22 protein-coding genes and 1 pseudogene are annotated in these 26003 nt (G+C 29.8%); 13 read left to right on the plus strand and 10 right to left on the minus strand.

The annotated features are described in order from the left end of the window. Nucleotides 1-59 precede the first annotated feature (59 nt). The 7 genes from dapA to Q0762_RS03885 all read left to right on the plus strand — a co-directional run bounded on the left by dapA (nucleotide 60) and on the right by Q0762_RS03885 (nucleotide 7291). Nucleotides 60-935, plus strand: a complete 876-nt coding sequence (gene dapA / locus Q0762_RS03855) for a 4-hydroxy-tetrahydrodipicolinate synthase (RefSeq protein WP_298763783.1) — start codon at nucleotides 60-62, stop codon at nucleotides 933-935. A gap of 288 nt (nucleotides 936-1223) precedes the next feature. Continuing rightward, entirely contained in the window at nucleotides 1224-2093 is an 870-nt protein-coding gene (gene bamD, locus Q0762_RS03860) for an outer membrane protein assembly factor BamD (RefSeq protein ID WP_298763786.1), read from the plus strand. 4 nt (nucleotides 2094-2097) lie between these two features. Beyond that, entirely contained in the window at nucleotides 2098-2418 is a 321-nt protein-coding gene (locus Q0762_RS03865) for a DNA-directed RNA polymerase subunit omega (RefSeq protein ID WP_298763788.1), read from the plus strand. Continuing rightward, nucleotides 2419-3627 (plus strand): bifunctional phosphopantothenoylcysteine decarboxylase/phosphopantothenate--cysteine ligase CoaBC, encoded by a 1209-nt coding sequence (gene coaBC / locus Q0762_RS03870; RefSeq protein ID WP_298763791.1) that lies wholly within the window; start codon nucleotides 2419-2421, stop codon nucleotides 3625-3627. Nucleotides 3628-3723: 96 nt separating this feature from the next. Further along, entirely contained in the window at nucleotides 3724-4614 is an 891-nt protein-coding gene (locus Q0762_RS03875; protein ID WP_298763794.1) for a DUF4835 family protein, read from the plus strand. Between the two features lie 82 nt (nucleotides 4615-4696). Beyond that, a complete protein-coding gene (gene recN, locus Q0762_RS03880; RefSeq protein ID WP_298763796.1) occupies nucleotides 4697-6349 on the plus strand; it encodes a DNA repair protein RecN in 1653 nt (550 codons plus the stop codon). A gap of 135 nt (nucleotides 6350-6484) precedes the next feature. Next, nucleotides 6485-7291: an SDR family oxidoreductase gene (locus Q0762_RS03885; protein WP_298763798.1), complete on the plus strand. Its 807-nt coding sequence runs from the start codon at nucleotides 6485-6487 to the stop codon at nucleotides 7289-7291. A gap of 201 nt (nucleotides 7292-7492) precedes the next feature. On the opposite strand, the gene Q0762_RS03890 is transcribed toward Q0762_RS03885, so the two are convergent. The 9 genes from Q0762_RS03890 to Q0762_RS03930 form a co-directional block, all read right to left on the minus strand. Next, the gene (locus tag Q0762_RS03890; protein ID WP_298763801.1) at nucleotides 7493-7630 is read right to left on the minus strand and encodes a hypothetical protein; all 138 of its coding nucleotides are present in this window, start codon (nucleotides 7628-7630) and stop codon (nucleotides 7493-7495) included. Nucleotides 7631-7649: 19 nt separating this feature from the next. Continuing rightward, entirely contained in the window at nucleotides 7650-8510 is an 861-nt protein-coding gene (locus Q0762_RS03895) for a substrate-binding domain-containing protein (RefSeq protein ID WP_298763803.1), read from the minus strand. A gap of 4 nt (nucleotides 8511-8514) precedes the next feature. Beyond that, nucleotides 8515-8760: a hypothetical protein gene (locus tag Q0762_RS03900; RefSeq protein WP_298763806.1), complete on the minus strand. Its 246-nt coding sequence runs from the start codon at nucleotides 8758-8760 to the stop codon at nucleotides 8515-8517. 69 nt (nucleotides 8761-8829) lie between these two features. After that, on the minus strand, nucleotides 8830-9699 hold the full coding sequence (locus Q0762_RS03905; protein WP_298763809.1) for a nucleoside phosphorylase: 870 nt from the start codon (nucleotides 9697-9699) through the stop codon (nucleotides 8830-8832). 32 nt (nucleotides 9700-9731) lie between these two features. Next, nucleotides 9732-10055 (minus strand): translation initiation factor, encoded by a 324-nt coding sequence (locus Q0762_RS03910; protein WP_298763812.1) that lies wholly within the window; start codon nucleotides 10053-10055, stop codon nucleotides 9732-9734. A 121-nt stretch (nucleotides 10056-10176) separates the two neighbouring features. Next, complete coding sequence (locus Q0762_RS03915) at nucleotides 10177-11124, minus strand: 2-oxoglutarate and iron-dependent oxygenase domain-containing protein (protein WP_298763815.1); 948 nt, start codon at nucleotides 11122-11124, stop codon at nucleotides 10177-10179. A 62-nt stretch (nucleotides 11125-11186) separates the two neighbouring features. After that, nucleotides 11187-11906 carry a DUF6048 family protein gene (locus tag Q0762_RS03920; protein WP_298763818.1) on the minus strand — a complete coding sequence of 240 codons (720 nt, stop codon included), beginning with the start codon at nucleotides 11904-11906 and terminating at the stop codon, nucleotides 11187-11189. After that, nucleotides 11887-12354: a DUF6452 family protein gene (locus Q0762_RS03925; RefSeq protein WP_298763821.1), complete on the minus strand. Its 468-nt coding sequence runs from the start codon at nucleotides 12352-12354 to the stop codon at nucleotides 11887-11889. The genes Q0762_RS03920 and Q0762_RS03925 overlap by 20 nt, the downstream gene beginning before the upstream one ends. A gap of 35 nt (nucleotides 12355-12389) precedes the next feature. Then, nucleotides 12390-12683 (minus strand): 4a-hydroxytetrahydrobiopterin dehydratase, encoded by a 294-nt coding sequence (locus tag Q0762_RS03930; RefSeq protein ID WP_298763823.1) that lies wholly within the window; start codon nucleotides 12681-12683, stop codon nucleotides 12390-12392. 181 nt (nucleotides 12684-12864) lie between these two features. Here Q0762_RS03930 and Q0762_RS03935 point away from each other — a divergent pair, with 181 nt between their 5' ends. Beyond that, entirely contained in the window at nucleotides 12865-15453 is a 2589-nt protein-coding gene (locus tag Q0762_RS03935; RefSeq protein ID WP_298763827.1) for a sulfatase-like hydrolase/transferase, read from the plus strand. Beyond that, entirely contained in the window at nucleotides 15450-15908 is a 459-nt protein-coding gene (locus tag Q0762_RS03940) for a DUF6702 family protein (protein ID WP_298763830.1), read from the plus strand. Before Q0762_RS03935 ends, Q0762_RS03940 begins: the two co-directional genes overlap by 4 nt. An 18-nt stretch (nucleotides 15909-15926) precedes the next feature. Here the strand turns inward: Q0762_RS03940 and Q0762_RS03945 are convergent. Further along, nucleotides 15927-16709, minus strand: a pseudogene (locus Q0762_RS03945) (IS982 family transposase). A 497-nt stretch (nucleotides 16710-17206) separates the two neighbouring features. Here Q0762_RS03945 and Q0762_RS03950 point away from each other — a divergent pair. From Q0762_RS03950 to Q0762_RS03965, 4 genes are all read left to right on the plus strand, one after another. After that, a complete protein-coding gene (locus Q0762_RS03950; protein ID WP_298763832.1) occupies nucleotides 17207-18892 on the plus strand; it encodes an alpha/beta fold hydrolase in 1686 nt (561 codons plus the stop codon). 498 nt (nucleotides 18893-19390) lie between these two features. Further along, nucleotides 19391-23419 carry a leucine-rich repeat domain-containing protein gene (locus Q0762_RS03955; protein WP_298763835.1) on the plus strand — a complete coding sequence of 1343 codons (4029 nt, stop codon included), beginning with the start codon at nucleotides 19391-19393 and terminating at the stop codon, nucleotides 23417-23419. 30 nt (nucleotides 23420-23449) lie between these two features. Continuing rightward, a complete protein-coding gene (locus Q0762_RS03960; RefSeq protein WP_298763839.1) occupies nucleotides 23450-25660 on the plus strand; it encodes a T9SS type A sorting domain-containing protein in 2211 nt (736 codons plus the stop codon). A gap of 23 nt (nucleotides 25661-25683) precedes the next feature. Then, complete coding sequence (locus tag Q0762_RS03965; protein WP_298763841.1) at nucleotides 25684-25851, plus strand: hypothetical protein; 168 nt, start codon at nucleotides 25684-25686, stop codon at nucleotides 25849-25851. Nucleotides 25852-26003: the final 152 nt, after the last annotated feature.

Consider the following 26003-nt stretch of genomic DNA (forward strand, 5'->3'; position numbering starts at 1 on the left):
TAAAAAACTACTTTGCAATTCAGCTTAAAATTGTAATTTTGTTTTATAAAATAATAGAAATGCAAAAATTTACAGGTACTGGTGTTGCGTTAATAACTCCTTTTAAAGAAGATTTAAGTATAGACTTTAATGCACTAGAAAAGTTGGTTAATTATAATATAGACAATGGTACCAATTATTTAGTAATTAATGGTACTACAGCAGAAAGTGCCACGTTAACAAAAGCAGAAAGACAACAAATTATAAATGCCATTGTAAAAACAAACCAAGGTAAATTACCTTTAGTTTTAGGTATTGGTGGCAATAATACAACAGCAGTAGTAGAAGATTTACAAACTACAGATTTAAGTAAAATTGATGGTATTTTATCTGTAGCACCTTACTATAGCAAACCAACCCAAGAAGGTTTTTATCAACATTTTAAAGCAATTGCCCAAGCTACAGAAAAGCCAATTATATTGTATAATGTGCCAGGTAGAACTGCAAAAAACATGGATGCAAACACAACTTTAAGACTGGCAAGAGATTTTAGTAATGTTGTAGGTGTTAAAGAAGCAGGTAACAACATGCAACAGTATTTAGAGTTAATTAGAGATAAGCCAAAAGATTTTTTAGTAATTTCTGGCGATGATGATTTAGCTTTAAGCGTAACTTTAGCCGGTGGTTCTGGTGTTATTAGTGTAATAGGTCAAGCTTTTCCAAAACAATTTTCTACTTTAATCAATCATGGTTTAGAAGGAAATAATAAACAAGGTTATGCAATCCATTTTAAAATGATGGAAATTATAGATTTAATATTCGCAGAAAATAATCCAGCAGGAGTTAAGTTTGTATTACAACAATTAAATATTTGTAGAGATACAGTACGTTTGCCTTTAGTAAATGCTAGTGAAGATTTGCAAACGAAAATAGCTGCTTTTGTAAAGCAATTTTAGTAAAACAAAAGCAAATACTTTTTTAAAACAATCATTTTTTTAAAATGATTGTTTTTTGTTTTTATAGATTAACAAAGATTTAGTAAACTAAATCTGTAGACCTCATTTTTTTTAAAGATACTTGTAGCATACAATTAAGCATAAAAAAGAACGTTTAAGAAATAAATAAGACTAGAAATTTTGCTTTAAATTAGTTGAAAATTTTAGTTGTTTTTCACACAATTTTTTATTTGTAAGATGTAAAAATAATTTTTTTTATAATCCATAATTAATCACTAATTTTGCCCGATGCAAAAATTTAAAAATTTAGCGGTATTAATAGCTAGTAGTTTGTTACTGTTTTCCTGCGGAGAATATCAAAAAGTATTAAACAAAGGTACAACTAGCGATCAGTTTAAAATGGCTGTAAAAATGTATGAAGGTCAAAAATTTGACAAAGCATTACGTTTGTTTGAAAAAGTAACACCAGCTTACAGAGGTAAACCTCAAATGGAGCGTATCTCTTTTATGGTTGCTCAATCTAATTTCAACGAAAAAAACTATACAGAATCTGGTTATTATTTTGACAGATTTGGTAAAAATTATCCTAAAAGTTCTAAAAAAGAAGAAGCTGCATTTTTATCGGCTTACAGTTATAAATTAGCTTCTCCGCGTTTTAGTTTAGACCCAACAGACACTAATAAAGCGCTAGAATCTTTTCAAAGTTTTATAAACACATACCCAGATTCAGATAAAGTAGAAGAAGCAAACAAACACTACAAAGAATTAAGAACTAAATTAGAAGAAAAGCAGTTTGAAATAGCAAAAACCTATTACAGAACAGCAGATTATGATGTAAGAAATTATAAAGCAGCAATGCAAGCTTTTGATAATTTATTAGAAGATTATTTAGGAACCAAATTTAAAGAGGAAGCCTTATTTTTAAAGTTTAAAGCGGCCCATGATTATGAGTTAAAAAGTACAGATAGAAGAAAACAAGAACGTATTAAAATAGCTTTAGAAGCTTACGATAAATTTAAATATAGTTTCCCAGAATCTAAGTTTTTAGATGAAGCCAATGAAATGGAAGCAACTTTGCAAAAAGAAAAGGTTAGAATTGATGCCTTAGTGGAAAAAATGAAAAAAGCAACCAAGAATACAAAAGAAATCATAAAATAATAGTATGGATTATAAAGATACAGACGCAGCATTAAGTACAATTACTTACAATAAAAACGAAATTGAAGCGGCTACAGAAAATATTTATGAAGCAATTTCAATTATCTCTAAAAGAGCAGAGCAAATTAATTCTGATTTAAAAAGAGAGTTGGTAGATAAGTTAGATGAATTTGCTACGTATAACGATTCTTTAGAAGAAGTTTTTGAGAATAAAGAGCAAATAGAAGTTTCTAAATTTTATGAAAGATTACCAAAGCCGCATGCAATTGCAGTAAATGAATGGTTAAATGATAAAGTTTACCACAGAACTCCAGAAACAGAATAAATGTCTGTCTTAAAAGGAAAAAAGATTCTTTTAGGAATAACGGCAGGTATAGCAGCATATAAAACGGCAAGTTTAGTTCGTTTATTTATAAAATTAGACGCAGAGGTTAAAGTTATTATGACTCCTGCGTCTAAAGATTTTATAACACCTCTTACACTTTCTACGCTGTCTAAAAATCCCGTGCATTCCACTTTTTACTCAAAAGAAGACGAAAACGAATTGTGGAATAATCATGTAGATTTAGGCCTTTGGGCAGATTATATGGTTATAGCACCTGCAACTGCAAATACCTTGTCTAAAATGGCAAATGGTACTTGTAATAATTTATTATTAGCCACTTATTTATCGGCAAAATGTCCTGTTTATATTGCTCCAGCCATGGATTTAGATATGTATAAACACGGTTCTACAAAAGCAAGTTTAGATAAATTACAGGCTTATGGTAATGCTATTATTCCTGCAACTTCTGGAGAATTAGCTTCAGGATTAGTAGGTGAAGGAAGAATGGCTGAACCAGAAGATATTGTTGCTTTTTTAAAGAATGATATTTTAGAAAAATTACCTTTAAAAGGAAAAAAACTACTCTTAACAGCAGGTCCAACTTATGAAGCTATAGATCCTGTTCGTTTTATTGGGAATCATTCTTCTGGTAAAATGGGGTTTGCTATTGCAATGGCGGCAGCAAATTTAGGCGCAGAAGTTTTTTTAATTGCTGGTCCAAGTCATCAAAAAATAAAACATAGTTTAGTACATAGAATAGATGTGGTTTCTGCAGAAGAAATGTATATACAAGCACATAAATACTTTAAAAATGTAGATATTGCCATATTATCTGCTGCAGTTGCAGATTATAAACCTAAAAATATAGCAAGTCAGAAAATAAAAAAGAAAGATACAACGTTAGATATAGCATTAGAACCAACAAAAGATATTTTAGCATCTTTAGGAGCTATTAAGAAAAATCAATATTTAGTAGGTTTTGCTTTAGAGACTAATAACGAGTTGGAAAATGCAAAATCTAAATTAAAAAGAAAAAACTTAGATGCCATTATTTTAAATTCTTTGCAAGATAAAGGTGCAGGTTTTGCTACAGACACCAATAAAATTACTATTATTGATGATTCTTTAAATGAAAAATCTTTTCCATTAAAGTCTAAAAAGGAAGTTGCAAAAGATATTATAGCAGAAATAGTACTCAAAGTAAAATAGACTTTTTAATTATAGATATAAAGTATTTTGAATTTAGTTTTTGAAGATAATTAAAAGTCTACGATAACTTTTTAATAAGAAATAACATTTTAGTATATGCGTAAAATTGCTTTTTTAATTATATTTTTTAGTTTTATTTTTAACTTAAGTAGCCAAGAATTAAACTGTTTGGTAACCGTAAATTCAGAGCAAATTGCGGGTTCTAATCAGCAGGTATTTGGTACTTTGCAAAAAGCGTTAACAGAATATATCAATCAAACCAAATGGACCAATAGAACTGTAAAATCTGAAGAAAGAGTAGATTGTGCAATGACTATTATAATTAATTCTAGAGATAATAATACCTTTACAGCTAGTTTGCAAGTACAATCTTCAAGACCCGTTTATAATTCTAGTTATGTAACTCCAATTTTAAATTTAAAAGACAACGAATTCAATTTTAACTATAACGAATTTGATCCTTTAATTTATAATAAAAACCAATTTGATAACAATTTAGTTTCTACAATTGTTTTTTATGTTTATGTTATTCTTGGGTTAGATGCAGATACTTTTGCATTAAAAGGAGGAGAAACAGAATTAAAAGAAGCGCAAAATGTAATGTTACAAGCACAACAAAGTGGCATTGGTTCTTGGCAAAATGTAGTTGGTGAACAAAATAAATTTTTATTAATTGATAATCTATTGTCTGGTAAATTAGACGCATATAGAAAAACAATGTATAATTATCACAGAAACGGTTTCGATTATTTAACAGATGCCAAATCAAAAGCACAACAAGCAATAGAAGATAGTATTTTGTCTTTAGAAAGTATCTTTAATAAAAGTGTAGGTAATTATTTAATTCGATTATTTTTTGACGCAAAATCAGACGAAATTGTTAGTATATATTCAGAGCCCACTAAAACAAGTAGAAAGCAACGTATGTTGCAAGCTTTAAAAAGAATTTCTCCTAACAATAATCCAAAATGGAGAAAATTAAACTAGATTTTAACTAATTTTATTTTAGATTGATTTTATATAAATCAACAAATTTTCATTAATTTTATACTTCAAAAAATTAGAAAATTTGCTTTCACAATTATCCATAAATAATTACGCTTTAATCAATCAGTTAAGTATAGATTTTTCTTCTGGTTTGTCTATAATTACTGGAGAAACAGGCGCAGGTAAATCTATTTTACTAGGTGCTTTAGGTTTAGTACTTGGCAATAGAGCAGATTTATCTTCTTTAAAAGACACTTCTAAAAAATGTATTGTAGAAGCAAAAGTAGCTTTAGAAAATTATAATTTACAAGACTTTTTTGTGGCTGTAGATTTAGATTATGATGCAGAAACCATTATTAGAAGAGAAATTTTACCTTCTGGTAAATCTAGAGCTTTTGTAAACGATACACCTGTTACCTTAACCGTTTTAAATCAATTAAGAACAAAATTAATTGATGTGCATTCACAGCATCAAACCACAGCATTATCAGATATTTCTTTTCAATTTGCTATTATAGATGCCCTGGCAAAAAACCAAGCACGCCTTACTTCATACAAAAAAGGGTTTTTACAACTCAATCAATTAAAAAAAGAATTAGAGGCTTTAGAAGAACAACAAAAAGAGGCAAATAAACAATACGATTATAATTTACACTTATTTACCGAGTTAGAAGAAGCAAATATTAAGTTAGAAGAGCAAGAGGAGCTAGAAGAAAAATTAGAGAAATTAAATAATATAGAAGACATTAAACTTAACTTATCTGAAAGTTTAGAAATTGCTACAAATGAAGAAATTGGCCTACAAAATTTATTAAATACTTTAGAACATAAAATTGCCAAAGTAGCACCTTTTTCTAAAGATTATCAAGAAATTGCAGATCGAATTACATCCATAAAAATAGAAATGGATGATATTGTTGCAGAGATAGAAAATGCAAATGAAAACGTAAATTTTAACCCCAATGAAGCCGAAGAAATCAATGACAGACTGCAATTACTATATAATTTACAAAAGAAACATTATGTAAGTTCTAATGAAGAACTTTTAAAAGTTTTTGAAGAATTATCTCTAAAAGTACAACAGGTTGAATCTGCAGAAGACACAATCAATCAAAAAAAGAAAGAAATTCATAATGTTTCAGATAAACTAGACCAAGTAGCAGATTTAATTACAAATGCCAGAAAAAAAGCAATTCCTAAACTTACAAAACAGCTAGAAAATATTTTGGCAGATTTGGGTATGGAAAATGCCCGTTTTGCTATCAACATAAAACAAACCATTATTTATTTTGCTAACGGAAAAGATAATTTAGAATTTTTATTTTCTGCAAATAAAGGAGGTAATTTTGGCGAACTAAAAAAAGTAGCTTCTGGTGGTGAATTATCAAGAATAATGCTTGCTGTAAAACAAGTATTATCAGAAAATACAAATTTGCCTACCATTATTTTCGATGAAATAGATACAGGAGTTTCTGGAGAAGTTTCAAACAAAATAGCTACTATAATGAAACAAATGAGTATAAATATGCAGGTAATTGCAATTACACATTTACCACAAATTGCGGCAAAAGGAGCAAATCATTATAAAGTATATAAAAAAGAAATTAATGGCATTACCACCACTAATTTAAAAGAACTTTCAGCAGAAGAAAGAGTTATAGAAATCGCAGAAATGTTAAGCGGTAAAAATATTTCTGATTCGGCATTAACCCACGCAAAAGAATTATTAAACTAGCTTTTTTAGAATAAAAGAGCAAAAGAAATTTGTAATTCATCACAACAGAAAAACACACAATACACCATAAAAATATTGTTTTCTCAAAAGTCTAAGTGCTTTGCAGCAAACCATCAACTATAAACAGCCACCAACATGCAAAACTTATTAAAAGGTAAAAAAGGAATTATTTTTGGAGCGTTAAACGAAAATTCTATAGCTTGGAAAACAGCAGAAAAAGCTTTTGAACAAGGAGCAGAGTTTGTTTTAACAAACGCGCCAGCAGCTTTAAGAATGGGGCAATTAGATGTTTTAGCAAAACAAACAAAAGCAACTATAATTCCTGCAGATGCAACTTCTATAGAAGATTTAGAAAATTTAATAGATAAATCTATGGAGCTTTTAGGCGGCAAAATAGATTTTGTAATGCACTCTATAGGAATGTCTGTAAATGTTAGAAAAAAAAGAGATTATACAGATCCAAATTACGATTTTACAACAAAAGGTTGGGACGTTTCCGCAGTTTCATTTCATAAATTAATGAACGTTTTATACCACAAAAAAGCAATGAATAATTGGGGCAGTATTGTGGCCTTATCTTATATGGCAGCCCAAAGAGTTTTTCCAGATTATAATGATATGGCAGACAACAAGGCATTTTTAGAAAGTATTGCCCGTAGTTTTGGCTATTATTTTGGTAGAGATTTTAAAGTGCGCGTAAATACCATTTCCCAATCTCCAACGCCAACAACAGCAGGTACAGGTGTTAAAGGTTTTGATGGTTTTATAGCCTATGCAGAAAAAATGAGTCCATTAGGCAATGCATCTGCCTCAGATTGTGCAGATTATACCATTTCTCTATTTTCAGATTTAACTAAAAAAGTTACCTTACAAAATTTGTATCATGATGGTGGCTTTTCTAATATGGGCGTAAGTGATGCTGTAATGCAAAAATTTGAGTAATATTTTTAGAAGCTATTTCCAGCTTTTCGCACTCGCTTTTTTTGTCGAAAAAGACAAAAAAGAGCTCAAACAAAGCTTCAATCTGGGCTAAACTAGTTTGCCAACTTTAGTAATTAATTCAGGTAAAAGTTCCTTTCAAACAAAAAATATCCGCTAAAATAAAACGGATTTATTCAATTTTAAACAAGGCAACAAATCAATTTATAATAAATTTGTTTGTTCTATTATGCTTTGGTTCATTTCTACCTTGGCCAAACCACAAGATTTACTGGTACTTCTGCAAGAAGAAAAACAAACAAACCCAATAACACAAATTGCAATAAATACTACTTTTTTCATTTTATAAATACTTTAAGGATTAAATGTACATATTTTTTATCAACTCTCCAGAATTTTTCTTCTCTTGAATAACGTTAAATTGTACCATTTTATTTTGAATACGGGTTACTAAGTTTTTGGTTAATGGTTTTCCATCATTCCATTCTGTAATTTTAAGCCACTTTTGTATGTCTTCTAATTGCTGTTCATACCTTGTTGCTAAAATTTCATCAATATTATTAATTTTTTTAAAATTACGCGTTTCAGCATTTATAATATCTAAAACTTCTTTAACTTCATTAAAATTATTTTCTAAAACTTCATTTCTAACAGCAATAACAAAACAAGGCCATGGAGTAGGGCAGTCATCAATTCTTCTAAATGTACCATTGTCTACCAAAGGTTTTGTGGTAAAATGTTCCCACATAAAATAGTCTGCTTCACCATTAGTTAAAGCAGCTATACCACCTTGTAAATTACCAATAACTTTAAATTTTAAATTCTCAATATTCCAACCTTGGTTGTAAGCATTTACAATTGCCATTAAATGAGATCCAGAGCCAAACCTACTAATAGCAATAGTTGCATGCTCTAAATCTGCCATTTTTGTAAATTTAGATTTTGCGCCTACATGAATTCCCCAAATAAGTGGTGTGCTTACAAAAGTTTGCAAAATTTTAGACGGATTTCCGTTGGCAATATCTTTAATAATACCTTCTGTTAAAACAATAGCAATATCAACCTCACCTTGGCGTAAAGCCTTACACATTTGTCCTGTTCCTCCAGGAAAATCTTGCCATCTTAAATTGATGTTTCTTTTTGTATAAGCTTTATTTTTTAAGGTTAAATACCATGGATAATTAAAATGTTCTGGTACGCCACCCACTTTTAGGTTTGTCATAGTTTTACTGAAATAGAAATAACAAAATTATAATAAAAAGCATTATTGATAAGATAATTATTAATGATTTTGATATTTTTTTTAAATTATAGTTGTAATGAGGTGTTAGTTGGTCTAAAATGTCAATATTGTTGGCTACACAAATGGCATCAATTTTTGAAAAATCTTTTTTTAAAGCATAAAAAATAAGACTGTTTGCGTTGGTAAAAACTTCAATTTCATTTTTAATAGGTATATTATGTTCGCTCATTAATGTTTTAAAAAGCAATAAACTTTCTACTTTTATAAAAAACCGAACACTTTTAGCACCTTCAAACACTTATTTTACAAATTTATGTAAAGCATATACAATTAAATCTTCTATAACTTTGCTAGGATTTGCACTAAACGTACCATTTGCTCTATTGGCAATAATTGCATTTAAAGAAACTGCATTATGACCTAATAATTTACAAAGGCCATAAATAGTGGCTGTTTCCATTTCTAAATTTGTAATTTTATGTTCATTGAAAATAAAACTATCTATGCTGCTATTTAATTTTGTATCTTTTAAAGGCAAACGCAAAACTCTACCTTGAGGGGCATAAAAGCCACCGGCAGTTGCTGTAATTCCTGTAATTATATGCTCTGAAATAAACCGATTTGCAAGTGTTTTGCTATTTTCTAAACACAAAGGTCGCGCCTTTTTAGGATCCCATTTGGTCTGTGCTATAAAAGCGTTTTCAATTAAAGGTGTCGTAAATTTATCAATTTGATAAAAATGTAACATTCCGTTTAAATCTAAAGCATATTCACTTAATAAAAAAGTGCCTAAAGGAATTTCTTTTTGCAGCGCACCAGAAGTACCAATTCTTACAATATTTAAAGGTGTTAGTTGTTGTTTTGGTTCTCTTGTTACCAAATTGATATTTACAAGAGCATCCAACTCATTTAAAACAATATCTATATTATCTGGCCCTATACCTGTAGAAATTACAGATAATTTTTTGCCTTTGTAAAAACCAGTAACTGTTTTAAACTCTCTTTTTTGGGCAGAAAATGTTATCGAATCAAAATGTTTAGTAATTTTTTCTACACGATCTTGATCGCCAACAAAAATAATATCTGTAGCAATATCTTTTGGTTTTAAATTTAAGTGATAAACACTACCATCTTCATTTAAAATTAATTCAGATTGTTTTAAAGCCATAATTTTAGATATAGTAAAATTTAGTTTGTTTTTTAACCGCCAACACGTTTTACTTTAAAACCTTTGTCTTTTAGCATTTGCATAATTTTATCTCTATAATCGCCTTGAATTATAATTTTATCATCTTTAAAGCTACCACCAACAGAAAGTTTGGTTTTAATTTCTTTTGCTAAAATTTTAAAATCGGATGTTGCTCCTGTATAACCTTCTAAAATTGTTATGGGTTTGCCTTTTCGTTTTTCATATTTGCAAATAATTGGATCGTTTTGTAACCAAATATTAGATTTTGCTTCTTTTGGAGTTTCTGTTTCCTTATGCTCAGGAAATAAGTTTTTTAATTGATCTTTTAAATCCATAATCCTATCCTAACCTTCCCAGAGGGAAGGAACTAGTAAGTTTGAAAACTAGTTTTTATTTTTTTATTTATAATTTTTTTTCAAAATCATTTCTTCCATTTGAGGAAATGAAGTGGGAATTTTATTTTTTTAATCCTAATTCCCTTAATCTTTCGTCTAAAAACTCACCAGCTGTAATGTTACCAAACTGTTTTGGGTTGTTTTTATCGATACAGTTTTCTAAAACATCTAATTTCATTTCTGAAACAGGATGCATAAAAAACGGAATAGAATATCTAGAAGTGCCCCACATTTCTTTTGGCGGATTTACTACGCGATGAATTGTAGATTTTAATTTATTATTACTGTGTCTAGACAACATATCGCCAACATTTATCATCAACTCATCAGGTGCTGCTATGGCATCAATCCAATCGCCATTATTATTTTTAACTTGTAGTCCTTTTCCTTGAGCACCCATTAACAATGTAATTAAATTAATGTCTCCGTGTGCTGCAGCTCTTTCTGCTCCTTTTGGTTCTGTTTTTATTGGAGGGTAATGTATGGGACGTAAAATACTGTTTCCGTTTTTAATATAATTGTCAAAATAAGTTTCTTCTAAATTTAAGTGTAATGCTAAAGATCTTAAAATATATTTCGCTGTTTTTTCTAACATTTTATAAGTTTGTTTGCCAACTTCGTTAAACTTAGGCAATTCTTTTACCAAAACATTTTCTGGATATTCTTTGGCTTTCTCAGCATCATTTTCTACATATTGCCCAAAATGCCAAAACTCTTTTAAATCTGCCTCTTTTTTACCTTTTGCAGATTCTTTACCAAAAGAAACATAACCTCTTTGGCCACCAATACCAGGTATTTCATATTTTTCTTTTGTTTCTAGCGGTAATTCGAAAAATTTTTTTATTTCTGCGTACAAATCAGAAACCAATTGTTCATCTAAAAAATGGCCTTTTAAAGCAACAAAACCAATGTTTTCATAAGCATGACCAATTTCAGATATAAATTTTTGCTTTCTACTTGCATCTGAAGATAAAAAGTCTGCTAGATTAATGCTGGGTATTTTATTCATCTTATTATTTTATAATAAACAACGGTTAAAGTTACTAAAATTTAAGGATTTTAAAAAGCGTGTTATTTTTTTAAAAAAGGTATTTGATACGAAATTGTGTAGTTGAAACCAAAACCAGTGTTCGTAGAAAAAATTCTATTAAAACCAGGAGCGTATAATGTTTTAAAATTATTAGGATCTTTAACTGCCATTAAAATTTTATAAGACCCGCTAAAACCCATAAATAAGTTGTTGGCAACTTCTACTTTAAAACCAATAATTAACTCAGACCAATGGGCATTTAAGTCTGTTGTGGTTTGGCTATTTAAGTTTTCTTGGGCTAAAAAATAATTGCTGTTATCTGCGTCAGATACATTTGGTGTATAACTATTTAGGGTCTGTTCAAACATTGCAAAACCATATCTATAACCAACATAAATTTCGTTATTCATGTCTAACCAATTTTTAAAAACATTGTAATTAATACCTAATCGTGCATAATTACCTTTTGCTGTAGAATTTGTTACCCTAAACTCTTTGGTTGTTTGTTCTTCAAAACCAATTTCTACTGCAATATATAAGTTCTTTTTAATTCTGTAATCTGCAACAATTTCTAAACCAGAATAATCTGCATTTACTGCGTCTAATATAGGTTTGCTTAAATCTACACCTAAACGTAACCCATATTTAGTTTTGTAAATAATACTATCTTTAGTTTTAGGCTTTAAACTATCTTTTTGTTGCTGAGAAAAACCATCAACAAGAACAAATAACATAAAAATACTAATGAAATACTTGTACATGTGCAGCAGTTTGATCATCTAAATTAAGGGCAGTATCTGGTGTAAAATCTATAAACCAAGTATTGTTTGGTGATGTAAATTCTACATTATTAAAAATTACTTTAAAACCACAAGACCTAGAAACATATTCTTCTTCAATATCATATTTTACAGAAAATTGATTGACAACTCCGTTTTTTGAAAAATTATAAACGGTTTCTAAAGCATTTGGGTTTAAAGGTATGGCAATACTATCTATGGTAACATTGTTATATCTGGCAATAGTATCACTATTTACTTCAGAATAAACGTAAAGATTTTGTACTCTTTTTGGAGTTTCTCTGTTTGTAGCATCAAAAAACCGAATAATTAATTTAGAAGTTACAGGATTTTGTATACAGAAATCGTCTTTTTCGCAAGCCGAAAAAATAGCCGATAAAAGTAGTAAATAGATAATTGTTTTTTTCACAGCTCAAATATAGCAATAAGATTTTTTTTATTGGCTTATTCTTCTTCAACTTCTACAATTTTATTGATAGCTGTTGCCAATTTAAAATCTAATTCAGTTACACCATCAGCATCATGTGTTGTTAGTTTAATTTCTAAAACATTATAAACATTTGTCCATTCTGGATGATGGTTTAAAGCTTCGCATTCAAAAGCAATCCGATTCATTGCAGACATACAATCTTTAAAATTATCAAATTCAAAATCGGTTTGTAATGCATTGTCCGCATATTCCCAATCTATTAAATTTTCTAATTTTTTATTAATTTCAAAAAGTGATAATTTTTTCATTCAATAAAGGTTTTTTATGTTTTTTATTTTCTAAAACTTGGTATTTAACGCTAATTATTAATTAAATTAAGTTTTTAATTAAACCATTGTTACATTTAAAAGTCTAAAGTAACAAATACCTATTAATAGTGCTTCATAAAAGTTAAATTATTAAACAAATTTAATAGTCAAAACAAACCAAATGAAATTATTTAAAACCTTATGTATTCTTTTTCTTCTTCTTTTTTCTAAAACCTTTTTTTGTCAACAGCAAGCTCCTAATATTTTATTAATTGTAGCAGATGATATGGGTTTAGATGCATTAGCAGGTTTTGATTTTGGTACAGATTTTCCTAAAACACCAACTATAGATTCTTTTAGAGAAAACGGTTTAACCTTTACCAATTGTTGGGCAACGCCACAATGTTCACCAACGCGAGCAACCATTATTAGTGGTAAATTTGGCATTAAAACAGGAGTTTTGAGACCACCTTTAATTTTAGACACCTCTCACACATCTGTTTTTACAAAGATAAAAGAACAAAGTACCACAGATTATAGTATGGGTTTAATTGGTAAATGGCATATTGGTGGCAATAGCAGTAGTAATTACAGTCACCCCAAAGATTCTGGAGTGCCCTATTATGAAGGTTTATTTACAAGTCAAGTAGATGATTACTACAATTGGACCAAAGTAAATAATAACGAAGAAGAAGAAGAAGTTACAGAATATGTAACTAGTCATTTAACAGATAGCGCAATTTCTTGGATAGATAATCAAACGAAACCTTGGTTTTTATGGCTAGCACATGTGGCGCCACACGTGCCATTTCAAGTTCCTCCAGAAGGAACTTATACAACAGCCATTACAGATAATAGAACTACCTATTTAGCAATGATAGAATCTTTAGATTTTGAAATAAATAGACTTATTGCAAGTATGGATGAAGATACCAAAGAAAATTCAGTAATTATATTTATTGGAGATAATGGTACACCAAGTAAAGCAAATACTTATTTTCCAAGAGGACATGTAAAATCTTCTTTGTATGAAGGTGGTATTCGAGTTCCTTTAATAATTACAGGTAAATCTGTAGAAAGAGTAAATGAAGTAGAAGCAAGTTTGGTACATACTACAGATTTACATGCTACAATTTTAGAGTTGGCAGGTGTGCAGTTGCTTGGTGGTTCAGATAATAGTTTTAGTTTAAAACCAGCACTAAAATTTGAAAATCAAATTAAAAGAGAAATAAATTATACAGATTATGAAAGCAATAATATAGAATCTTGGGCAACTAGAAATGCAACTTACAAGTTAATAGAAGATGAAAATGGTAATGAAGAATTTTACAATATAATTACAGACATAAAAGAAGAAAATAATTTAATAGGAAATTTAACTATAACAGAGCAAACTATAAAGGAAATGTTGCAGCAGGAAGCCCAAACTATTAGAACCAGTTGGTCTTGTAATGATGGCATTAAAAACGGAAATGAAACCACAATAGATGATTGTAATAATACTTGTGGTGTAACAGATGTATTAAGTTATGATAATATAGCGTGTTGTGGCACACCATCTAGCCCAAGTATATATTATGAATTTACAGAAAATAATAAAAGAGTAGTTTATTCTAACAATTACCCAAATCATAATTTTTGTTTTGTTTCTACCAGAATACCAGAACCTTATTATAGAACTTATCAGTTTGATTTGAAACCTCAATTAACAAACCAAATTACTAGTTTAACAAGAGCTAACGGAAGACCTGTAAACTTTTTTGGTATTGCTTTAAACGGAGTGTATATGATGCCAGCACCAGCAACACCTTTTATTTTTGAAGATGTTAATACAGGACAATACAATTGGGATTGGGTTTTTGAACCCACTACAAATATTGGTGAAGGAAGAGATTTTGTGGGTTTAGATTGTGCATCTGCCCATGTAAATCCTAATTCTGGCTATCATTATCATGGTAATATGTTTGAGTATGTAGAAGAATTAAAAGAAGGTATTTCTACTTTAAATTCTCCACCAACAGAAGTTTTACAAGTTGGTTGGGCAGCAGATGGTTTTCCAATCTTATATCGTTTTGGACCAGATAAAGATGGAAATATAAAAGAAATGTTTCCTAGTTTTCAACTTAAAAGTGGTTTAAGACCTGGAGATGGTATTAGTGCACCTTGTGGACCTTATTCTGGAAAATATACCAATGATTTTGGCTATGTAGCAGGAAAAGGAGATTTAGATGAATGTAATGGAATTGAAGCCTCTGTAACTTTAAACACTGCTCAAGGAGAAGAAACTTTTGCCTATTATTATGTGGTAACACAAGATTTTCCACAAATATCTAGATGTATGAAAGGTAATTTTAATGATAGTTTTATTAGCAATCGTGGTGGTTTAAATGATGTTGATAACGATGGTGATGGTTTTGTAAGTGCTTTCGATTGTGATGATACAAATGCGAACGTAAACCCTTTTGCAACAGACAATCCTGCAACCACTGTTGATGAAAGTTGTGGTGCAACATTAAGCACTAAAAATGTAAGTTTAGAAGATTTAGGGTATTATATAAGTGCTAATCCTAATAATGGTAACTTTTCTATAATTTCTACCAATATAGAAAAATATGAAGTGAAGTTGTTTTCTATGACGGGGAAACTTGTAAAGCAAAAAACGGGTAAAGGTGTTTTAGAAATAAATACAAGAACAAGCTCAGGAGTTTATTTGCTTAGTATTATTGTAAATGGAAAATTATTAGGAACTATGAAAACAATTATAAAATGAAAATTTTAATATGTACTTTTTTGTTTTTACTAAATATCAGTAATAAAAACAATACTCATGATGCTATTTCTGCAACGTTTAATGTCATAAAAAAAGGACATGTACTTATGTTAGAAATAGATTTTGACGAAGAAAATTTTATAAAGTTTGGAGAGTCTAGTAGTTTACGTGTTTCTAAAGAAGATTTTAGAAATTACCTTTATAAAACCACAAACTGGGAAATAGATGGAGAAATATTAAACCCTAAAGTTTTAACTTTAAAATCTACAGAACAACATACAAGAGTTATTTGCTTTTTGTCTAAAAAAGCTAAAAATATTAAATCTATTAAAGTTAAAAATGAATTTTTATTAAATATAGACTCTCATTCTAATATTATAAAATTAGATATTAATGATACTTTTAAAGATTTTAGGTTGCATAAAGATAGAAGGGAAATCGTAGTAAATTATTAAAATTACCTGTTGTGCATTTTAAATTATGCTAATTTTAATATTACTGATATTTCTATCAAAAATAAATTTGTTGATATATTGTATAGTTGTTAAAGAGGTTATTTTGGATAATACCCTTGTTTGAAACCCATCAAAAGATTTCGCATAATTTCTTCTAATCATAAATTGGTCGCAGAGTTGTGAGCATAAAGTTTCTATTCGTTTTCTTTTTTTTCTAAAAATATAAGGTTGATTTTTATAATTATTTTGATTGTATCTCATTGGAGTATTCAATTTTATATTACAGGTTTCAAATAAGTTTAGCTGAATTTATGCCGATAAATAACCACGATCTCCAATTAAAGTACAATTATTAATTTGATCTTTAATATCCTTTAAATAGTTGATGTCGTGCACGGATGCTGGGCTCAAATCTATACATTGAAACACTCCACTAACAGAACAAATGGCGTGTAATTTATAGCCATAATATTTCGAACCTTGTGAAGCACAAAATCCTTTATTTGGAACAGTTTCAATATTTTCTTTACAAACTTTAGAACAAGTACTTCTTGATAAATTACAAACTTCTAAAGGCATACTATCAACAACAAAATAATCCTCAAAATCATTAAAAAAGGAAGCTAATTTTAAACAAATACTATTTATATTTTCAAATAAATTCCTCCTTCTTCTATTGTAAACACTTCTTTCAATTTTTGATAAAAATGATTTGGGAAGATTTCTAAATAAATCATTCTCACTGTCAATACTCATCAATTCAGCAGTTAAACTTAAACTAATCAATTCTAAATCACTCATTTTAGGTATTCTTCTCTGATAAGTTAAAAGCTGTTCTTATGATATTTTTCTTAATACTTCCAAGATTCTTTCGTAATTTGTATTCAAGTGTTCATCATTAATGTTTTAGGGCTAAAATAATTTACTGTCTTTTAGTAAGATTGGTAACTTTTATTCTTTTAATCATAATGCACAACAGGTTAAAACCTTACCTTTTTATCAAACCAAGAGAACTATTTTAATAAAATTTAAAGTGGTTTTTTCCTATTAACCTTCATTTTTTTCCTGTTTAGCTTTTGTGTTTTATAAAAAGCAACCTTTTTTAGTATGTTTATATTTACTTAATGTTAAGATTTAATTTAAATAATCTTTTTAAACTTAAATTTAGTTAGAAAAATATTCTTCAGGCTATTTTTTTCGGTGTTTAAATGCAAAACTTCACCATACCAAATTTATTTTTTACGAAGTTTTAAATAATTTTAATATTGAGACCTATTAAATTCAAAATGATATTTATAATGTCTAAGCTAAAAGATTTTATCAACCCAAAAACACAGTATACCAAAAGTGGAGAAATTAATATTGCTTATAAGGTATTAGGAAAAGGTGCATTAGATTTGGTTTATGTACCTGGTTGGGTTTCTAATATTGATTGGATGTTTAGTAGTCCAGATTTAGTAAGTTTTTTTAAGGAATTAAGTAAAACTGTAAGAATAATACTTTTTGATAAAAGAGGAACAGGCTTATCAGATCGTTTGGTAGAACTATCAACTTTAGAAGATAGGATGGAAGATATAAACGCTGTTATGAATGCTGTAGATAGTAAAAAAGCTATTCTTTTTGGACATTCAGAAGGAGGCAGTGCAGCCACTTTATTTAGTGCAACATATCCAAACAAAGTTATTTCTTTAATTTCTTTTGGAGCCTTTGCAAAACGTAGATATTCTAAAGAATATCCTTGGGCGCCAAAAGATAAAGAAAGGGAAAAATTATACAATATGATTGAAAATGACTGGTGTAGTGAAGAAAATTTATTAGAAAAATTAGCACCGTCTAGAGCAAAAGATACAAAATTTATGAGTTGGTTAGCAAATTATTTTAGATCTGGAGCAAGTCCTGCAGCTGCCATTAAACTTACTAAAATGAACACAGAAGTTGATATTGTAGATGTATTACCCTACGTAAATGTACCCACTTTATTAATACAACGTAAAGGAGATATAGATGTAAAGATTGAAGAAGGTAGGTTTATACAAGAACGTATAAAAGAAGCAAAATTTATTGAATTAGAAGGAGAAGACCATCTATTTTGGGTGGGTAACACAGAAATGGTTTTGATGGAAATGAAAAAATTTATAAAAAAAACGAAACCTAATAATACTAGTAAAAAAGGATTAAAAACAATTTTATTTGGACAATTTAAAACATGTAACTTTAATGCCAATAAATTAGATATTGTAGCACACTTAATTAAAAAATATGAAGGAGAAGTATTGCTAAGGCATCAAAAAAATATATCAATAGCTTTTGATGTTCCAGGTAAAGCAGTACATTTTAGTATTTCTTTTTTAAATAAATTTAAAGAACTTGGTATTGAATTGTCTATGGGTTTATATATAAATGAGGTCACTCTAAGTGGAAATCATATATTAAACGATAAAGATTTTTATATGACAAAAATAATTCAAACTCAATTGCACCCAAATCAGATTTTAGCTTCAAAAACTGTAAAACACTTATTATCTGGTTCTAATTTTAACTTTATAGAAAACACCTCTGTTTTAGGATTTAAAAGTAATACTTTAATCAAGCTTTATGATGTTTCAGAAAAAGAAAAACCTTCTATAAATGTAGAAAAAACAACTAATTTTACCTTTTCTTATTACGATTCCTTTTTGGAAAAAGTACTTGAAATTATAGATAATAACTTAGAAAATGACACGATAAGTGTAGCGCTTTTAAGTAAAAAAATGAGAATGAGTGAACGGCAATTACAAAGAAAAATTAAAGAGATGACCAATAAATCTCCAAGTCAGTTAATCAACTCAATTTGTTTAAATAAAGCAAAAGAATCTTTAATGTCTACAAATTTAACAGTTTCTCAAACGGCTTTTAAATTTGGGTTTTCTAGTCCGTCTTATTTCGCCAAATGTTTTAAAAAAGAGTTTAATGTAAATCCAAATGTCTTTTTAAAAAAAATATAAAACCTTGTTTTTTGTGCTCATCTCTCCTTCTTGTTTTTCATAAAATTTAAAACTATTTCTTTTGAATACATAAAATTTCTGCATGTTTTGTGTTTTGAGATTTTATTTAAAGTTACAATAAAATTTAGGGTATTAATTTTAAAATATCTCTTTAATATATTCATTACTGAAAGATTTTAATAGTAATAGTTTATGATGCTTTTTTTAATTTTATAAGTAACTTTAAATCAAAATATATTTTTTATTTAAGAAACTTCAAAATCACTTCAACAGAAATCTCAAACTTTAAAAATAAATTATCCAAGCATTAGTTTCAGTAAAATTCAATGTAACAACATCATTATATTTTCCTTATTTGTAAATCAAATAATTCTTTTTTTAAAAAACACTTATTGTCGCTTTTTTAATAGTATCTGTCGTTTTATTTATGGTCTTTAAAATGCAACGACACTAATTTTGTATTGATAAAAAAGCAATTTAAACCTAAACTACTTTGAAATGAAAACAAAAACACTAATAAAACAATCCATTCTATGGTTGTTATTATTAATATCAACCATTGGTTTTTCACAGACTTTTACGGATAATGGCTATAATTTTAACGTACTATCCACAAATCCTAATGAAGTAGAACTCACAGGTGGCGGATCTGCAAATGCTATCCCTAGCAGCGCTACAGATAGTAATGGAATTGTATATACCGTAACAACTATAGGTAATTCTGCTTACAGAAATCGTGCAAGTAGTGTTACACTACCTAATACAATTACAACCATAAAATTTCGTGCATTTAGAGATAATAATCCACTCACTAGCATTACACTTCCAGCAAGTGTAGCTACTATAGAAGGAGAAGCCTTTTTTGAAGGTGGATTAAATGAAATTATTGCTCTAGGATCTGTACCTGCATCTATTTCAGCTAGTTCTTTTGGCACACGTAGTAATATAGATTTAACCATTCCTAGCGGAACAGAAAATATTTACAATGAGAATGGGTGGACGGGTTTTAAAACTATAAATGGTGAAACGCCAATAGGAGGTACATTTACTAACAATGGTTTTACTTATAGGATAGCTTCTAAAAATCCAAATACCGTCAGCTTAGTAAACGCAAACAATGCCGCTGGCAGTGTAACCATACCTGAAATAATAAATTTTGAATCGAAAAATTTCACTGTAACCGCTATTGGAGGTAATGCTTTTAGAGACGACCCTATTACAGCACTAATGTTACCTAACACAATTAAAGTTATAGGGTCAAGTGCCATTAGAAGCACTAATTTAACAAGTTTAGTGCTTCCCAATAGTGTAACAACTATTGAGAATTCGGGGATTTCTGTAAACCAAAATCTAACCAACATTACCATAGGTACTGGATTAGAAACCGTTGATTCCAATGGTTTTCGTGGAAATGGATCACTAACTACTGTAACCTCAAATGCTATTAACGCACCTTCTCTAGGTAGTAGAGTATTTAATGAAAGCCCTGGCCAGAAAAGCTTAGTAATTCCTAATGGTAGTGAAGCATCTTATGCAGCAGCAGGATGGAATAATAATTTCCTTACTATTAATGGAGTTGCAAGGATAGGTGGGCAATTCAATTCTGAAGGATTTACCTATCGTGTCACTGCAACCAATCCCAATGAAGTATCCTTAATCAACGGAAATGATGCCTCTGGAGATATTAGGATTCCTACTACTGTAACCCAAAACAGTATATCATTTAATGTAACCGCTATAGGTATAAGTGCCTTTAGAGATGATGCCATAACCAGTGTTATTATTCCAGCCAATATTATAAATATAGGTAATGATGCTTTTCTTAATACGAGTGAATTAACCTCGGTAATTTCTAATGCTACCACTGCACCTTCACTTGGTAGCAACGTATTTCGTGAAACCCCTAGTATTAAAGCATTAACGATACCTAATGGTAGCCAAACTTCTTATGAAGCAGCAGGGTGGAATGCTAATTTCTTATCTGTTAACGGAGTTTTTAGGATAGGTGGACAATTCAATTTTGAAGGATTTACCTATCGGGTAACTTCAGCCAATCCCAATGAAGTATCCTTAATCAACGGAAATAATGCATCAGATGATATTACGATACCTACTACCGTAACCCAAAACAGTATATCATTTAATGTTACAACAATAGGACAAGATGCCTTTAGAGATGATGCCATAACCAGTGTAGTTATTCCTGCTAATATTATAAGCATAGGTAATAATGCTTTTCGTAATACTAGTGAATTATCCTCGGTAATTTCTAATGCTACCACTGCACCTTCATTGGGTAGCAGCGTATTTCGTGAAACAACAAGTAATAAAGCATTAACGATACCTGATGGTAGTCAAACTTCTTATGAAGCAGCAAGGTGGAATACTAACTTTTTTACTATTAATAGTGTTGTAAGGATAGGGGTACAATTCAATTCTGAAGGATTTACCTATCGTGTTATTTCAGAAACCCCTAACGATGTATCTTTAATTAGTGGAAATAATGCCTCTGGTGGTATTACAATCCCTGATACGGTTAACGCTAACAATTTTACATTTAATGTTATAGTAATCGGACAAAATGCATTTAGAGATGATAACATAACTAATGTAGTTATAGGTGCTAATGTACAAGAAATAGGTAATGAGGCCTTTCGTAATACTAGTGAATTAACCTCGGTAATTTCTAATGCTACCACTGCACCTTCATTGGGTAGCAACGTATTTCTTGAAACCTCTAGTAGTAAAGCATTAACGATACCAAATGGAAGCCAAACTTCTTATGAAGCAGCAGGGTGGAATACTAATTTCTTATCTATTAATGGAGATGTAAGTATAGGTGCGCAATTCATTTCTGGAGGATTTACCTATCGTGTTGCTTCAGAAACCCCTAACGATGTATCTTTAATCAATGGAAATAATGCCTCTGGTGATATCACAATCCCTGATACGGTTACCGCTAACAATTTTACATTTAATGTTACAGTAATCGGGCAAGATGCCTTTAGAAATGATAGTTTAACCAGTGTTACTATTGGCGCTAACGTACAAGAGATTGGTATTCTAGCTTTTCAAAACAACCCTGATCTATTAACAGTTATTTCCAACAACTCACAAGCTCCAACTCTTTTAAGAGATATTTTTTCACAAACAGCTAGTAATAAAGCGTTAATCATACCAGAGGGCAGTGGCCCATCCTATCAAGAAGCAGGTTGGAATGCTTTCTTTAGCTCAATAAATGGTGTAGCACTTGATAATGAAATAACTGTAGATGGGCTTACTTACGAAATATTTTCTACAAGTCCTAGAGAAGTAATATTAACGGGAGGTACACCTTCGAGTAGTGATTTATTGATTCCAGCTTCTGTTTCTGACGGGATAAATAATTTTAATGTAGTTGCTATTGCTAACAGTGCTTTTGAGAGTGCCGGATTAACTAGCGTTACTTTTCCTAATACGTTGAGGCAATTGGGTAGTGTTGCCTTTCGCTTTAATTTCATTACAGAAGTTGTGATTCCTGAAGGAGTTACTCGAATTCCTCAACGTTGTTTCTCTAGTAACGACTTAACAAGTATTACATTACCTAATAGTTTAGAAAGTATTGATTTTAGATCTTTTGAAAGAAATAATCTTACCGAAATTACCATACCTCCTAAAGTAACACAAATTGCTCAATTAGCTTTTGACTTTAATAACTTAACTACAATTACATCGTTGAATACATCAGCACCAAGCGTAGTTGTTGGTACCAATGATGACTCATTTATTAGAGAAGATAGAATTGATTTATTCATCCCAACAGGTAGTACTCAATCTTATGAAAATGCTGGGTGGGTAGGTTTTAATTCGATTACAGAAATAGTTACAGGAGTTGTATTAACTCCAAAAGTTTTTTTACAAGGAGCAAGCATAAACCCAAAAACAGGTGAAGAAGATTTAATGCGTGATGATTTACGACAAGCTAATTTAATACCCACAAACTCTCCTTATGGCGATGGTGCTATTGTATCGCCAGTAGTATTTAGTGTTACAGGTAATGATGCTATTGTAGACTGGGTTTTTGTAGAGTTAAGAGATAAAAATAATATTTCTAATATTATAAAAACAGCACCTGCATTTTTACAAAGAGATGGAGATGTTGTAGCACTTGATGGTGTTTCTAATTTATCAATAAATATAGATGCAGATAATTATTTTGTAGCAATAGGCCATAGAAATCATATTGCTATTGTAACAGATACAGCTGTATCCTTATCTACAAACCAAACCATAGTAGATTTTACAAATAATGTAAGCTTTATAAGAGGAGGTAGTTTAGCTGTTTCCGAAGTTTTTACAGGACTACTATCTATGATAGCAGGAGATAGTGATGGCAATGGAAGCGTACAAACGGTAGATATAAACCCTATAGTAACCTCTATAGGTAATTTAGGCTACAACAACAACGATATTAATTTAAATGGAGCTGTACAAACTACAGATACTCCAACTGCAAGAAGTTTAATAGGTAAATTAAAACAATTCTAAATAAAAAAAACAGTAAAAACAACTAAAAAAATGGAGAAAATTACAGAAAAAATTAAATTACTTGCATTGGTAATTATTTTAACGAGTAGTCTTGTGTTTCAAAGTCAGACAATTAGCTATTCATTTGCGAATGCACAAAACACAGTAGAAGGTTCTAATACTTTTTATGAAGTAGATGTGCTACTTTCTACAGATACTAATTTTAAATTAGGTGCTGGTCAATTTTATATAGATTACAACACTGCAGCTTTTGGAGAAGCAATAGAAGGAGGTAATTTAACTTTTAGCAGACCAGCAGGTTCAGTATTAGCAGAAAAAATATTTGGAGGTGCTTTAGATGCCTATAACATTGTAAATACAAATAGTACAGCCTCTAAAGTAAGTTTTTCTTGGTCTACAGCAGTTGCTGGTCAAGTTTCAGAAAATGTAACGGTTGCAGGATCACCCAATCTCATTTGCCATTTAAAGATTTTGTATGTAGATACAAATGAAGCGCCTAATATTTCTTTTGATACCACAACAACACCAGATTTTGTAACGTCCTTTGGGTTAACCTTTATAGACACTACACCAATAGGTACACAATTACTAAATGACAATTATGACTCTTCTGGATCTGTTATTACACCTTTAATTACTTGGGAAGGTGGTTCAAATTCAAGTATAACGGATGCAAGCAACTGGGCAGGAGGTAATTTACCGTCTATAACAGATAATGTAACTATACCAAACGTAGCAATATCACCTAGAATTGATGCTGGAGTAACTTTTCAAGCGAATGATTTTACGGTTAACGGCTTGTTAAATATAAGAGAAGGAGGTAATTTATTAGTGGATGGTAATTTTACAAACACTAGGCAGGTAAGAATGACTTCTACAGCTACAGAAAGTGCAACTTTATTAGTAAAAGGTACTGCAACAGGAACTATAACCTATGAACGTGGAGGTTTAATAGCGAACGAATTTAGTATTGTAACAGCACCAGTAAACGGGCAAAGCATTAAAGCTTTTGTGGAAAACCCAACAAATGATATTAGAGTAAATACATCTGTAACACCAAATAGATTGGCAATTGCATTTTATGATGAAAGCCAACCAGTTGGTTCTAAATGGGTATATTATACTACAGATGATATAGCAACAGATGCACTTACTTTTGAACAAGGAAGAGCTTATGCAATATCAAGAAATACAAACGGAAGTGTAACGTTTACAGGAACTCTAGAAACAGAAAATGTAACTAAAAATTTAGATGTGGAATGGAACGCAATAGGAAATCCTTACACTACTTTTTTACCAGTAAATGAGAATGGCAATGCAAATTTTGTTTCAGATAATACTAGTAAATTAAATCCAGCTAACTTAGGTGTTTATGTTTGGGATAACACACAGGGTAAGTACATTGTTTTACCTTTATCTGGTCCAGAAAGTTTTGTAGCACCAGGACAAGGATTTTTTGTAAGAGCAGCTGTTGGCGCTACAGAAGTTTCTTTTGATGAAACACAAAGAATGACACAACCAGCATCTGGAGGTACTTTTAATAAAAATACAAATAATGAAACAGAAACCGGCATTACTTTAATCACAAAAGCAAAAGGTAAAAGTGTAAAAACAGTTGTTAATTATAGTAACAAAGCAACAGAAGGTTTAGATCCTGGTTACGATTTAGGAAATTTTGCAGGTGCCGAACTTGATGTATACACAAAATTACTATCAGATATTAATGGAGAAGATTTTACTATACAAGCTGTACCACTTCAAAATATAAATTCAACTAGTGTTCCTCTTGGTTTGGTTGCAGAAAAAGATACAGAATTAATTTTTTCAATAGAAACAAAAAATTTGCCTTTTGATACTAAAGTATATTTAGAAGATAAAGTATTAAATACTATAACCGAATTAGATGAGTCTGAACACATTGTTAATATTACAAATAAAATAAATGGTTCTGGTAGATTCTTTTTAAACACACAAAGTGCAAAAGAGGTTTTAAGTATAGAAAATAATTCTCTTTTAGCTGTAAAAATATATGCATCAAAAGAAACATTATTTATAAAAGGCTTAGAGAAGGGGGTATTTAATCTAAAGTTATTTAATGTAATAGGTAAAGAGGTATTTGCTGCAAAAGAAATAGGAAATGGAGCTAATAAAATAGCCTTACCAAATTTACAAACTGGTATTTATATAGTAAAAATAAATTCTAGTTTAGGTAGTAAAATAAGTAAAATTATTATCGAATAATTAAATAACTTTAAAAGAATAACATGAAAAAAAATATAAAGAATACAGAGGGAATTACTAGAAAAGAAGCAATAAATAAAATAGGTAATTATGGTAAATATGCCGCATTAACTGCTTTAGGAACATACATGATTTTAAGTCCGCAAAAAGCTCAGGCACAAAGTCCAGAAGCACCAGGATCTGGATTTTAAAAATAAATATTAGTATTCAAACAAGGTAAATGTTTTTATTGTTGGGGCACAATTTTAATTTTTTTACCTTGTTTATTTTTTAGTAAATATTCTTAAATTAAATAAGTGAAATTTTAAAATATTTTAAAAATTTAAAAAAATGTTTCATACTT

The sequence above is a fragment of the uncultured Polaribacter sp. genome, assembly GCF_947495205.1.
Lineage (GTDB): Bacteria > Bacteroidota > Bacteroidia > Flavobacteriales > Flavobacteriaceae > Polaribacter.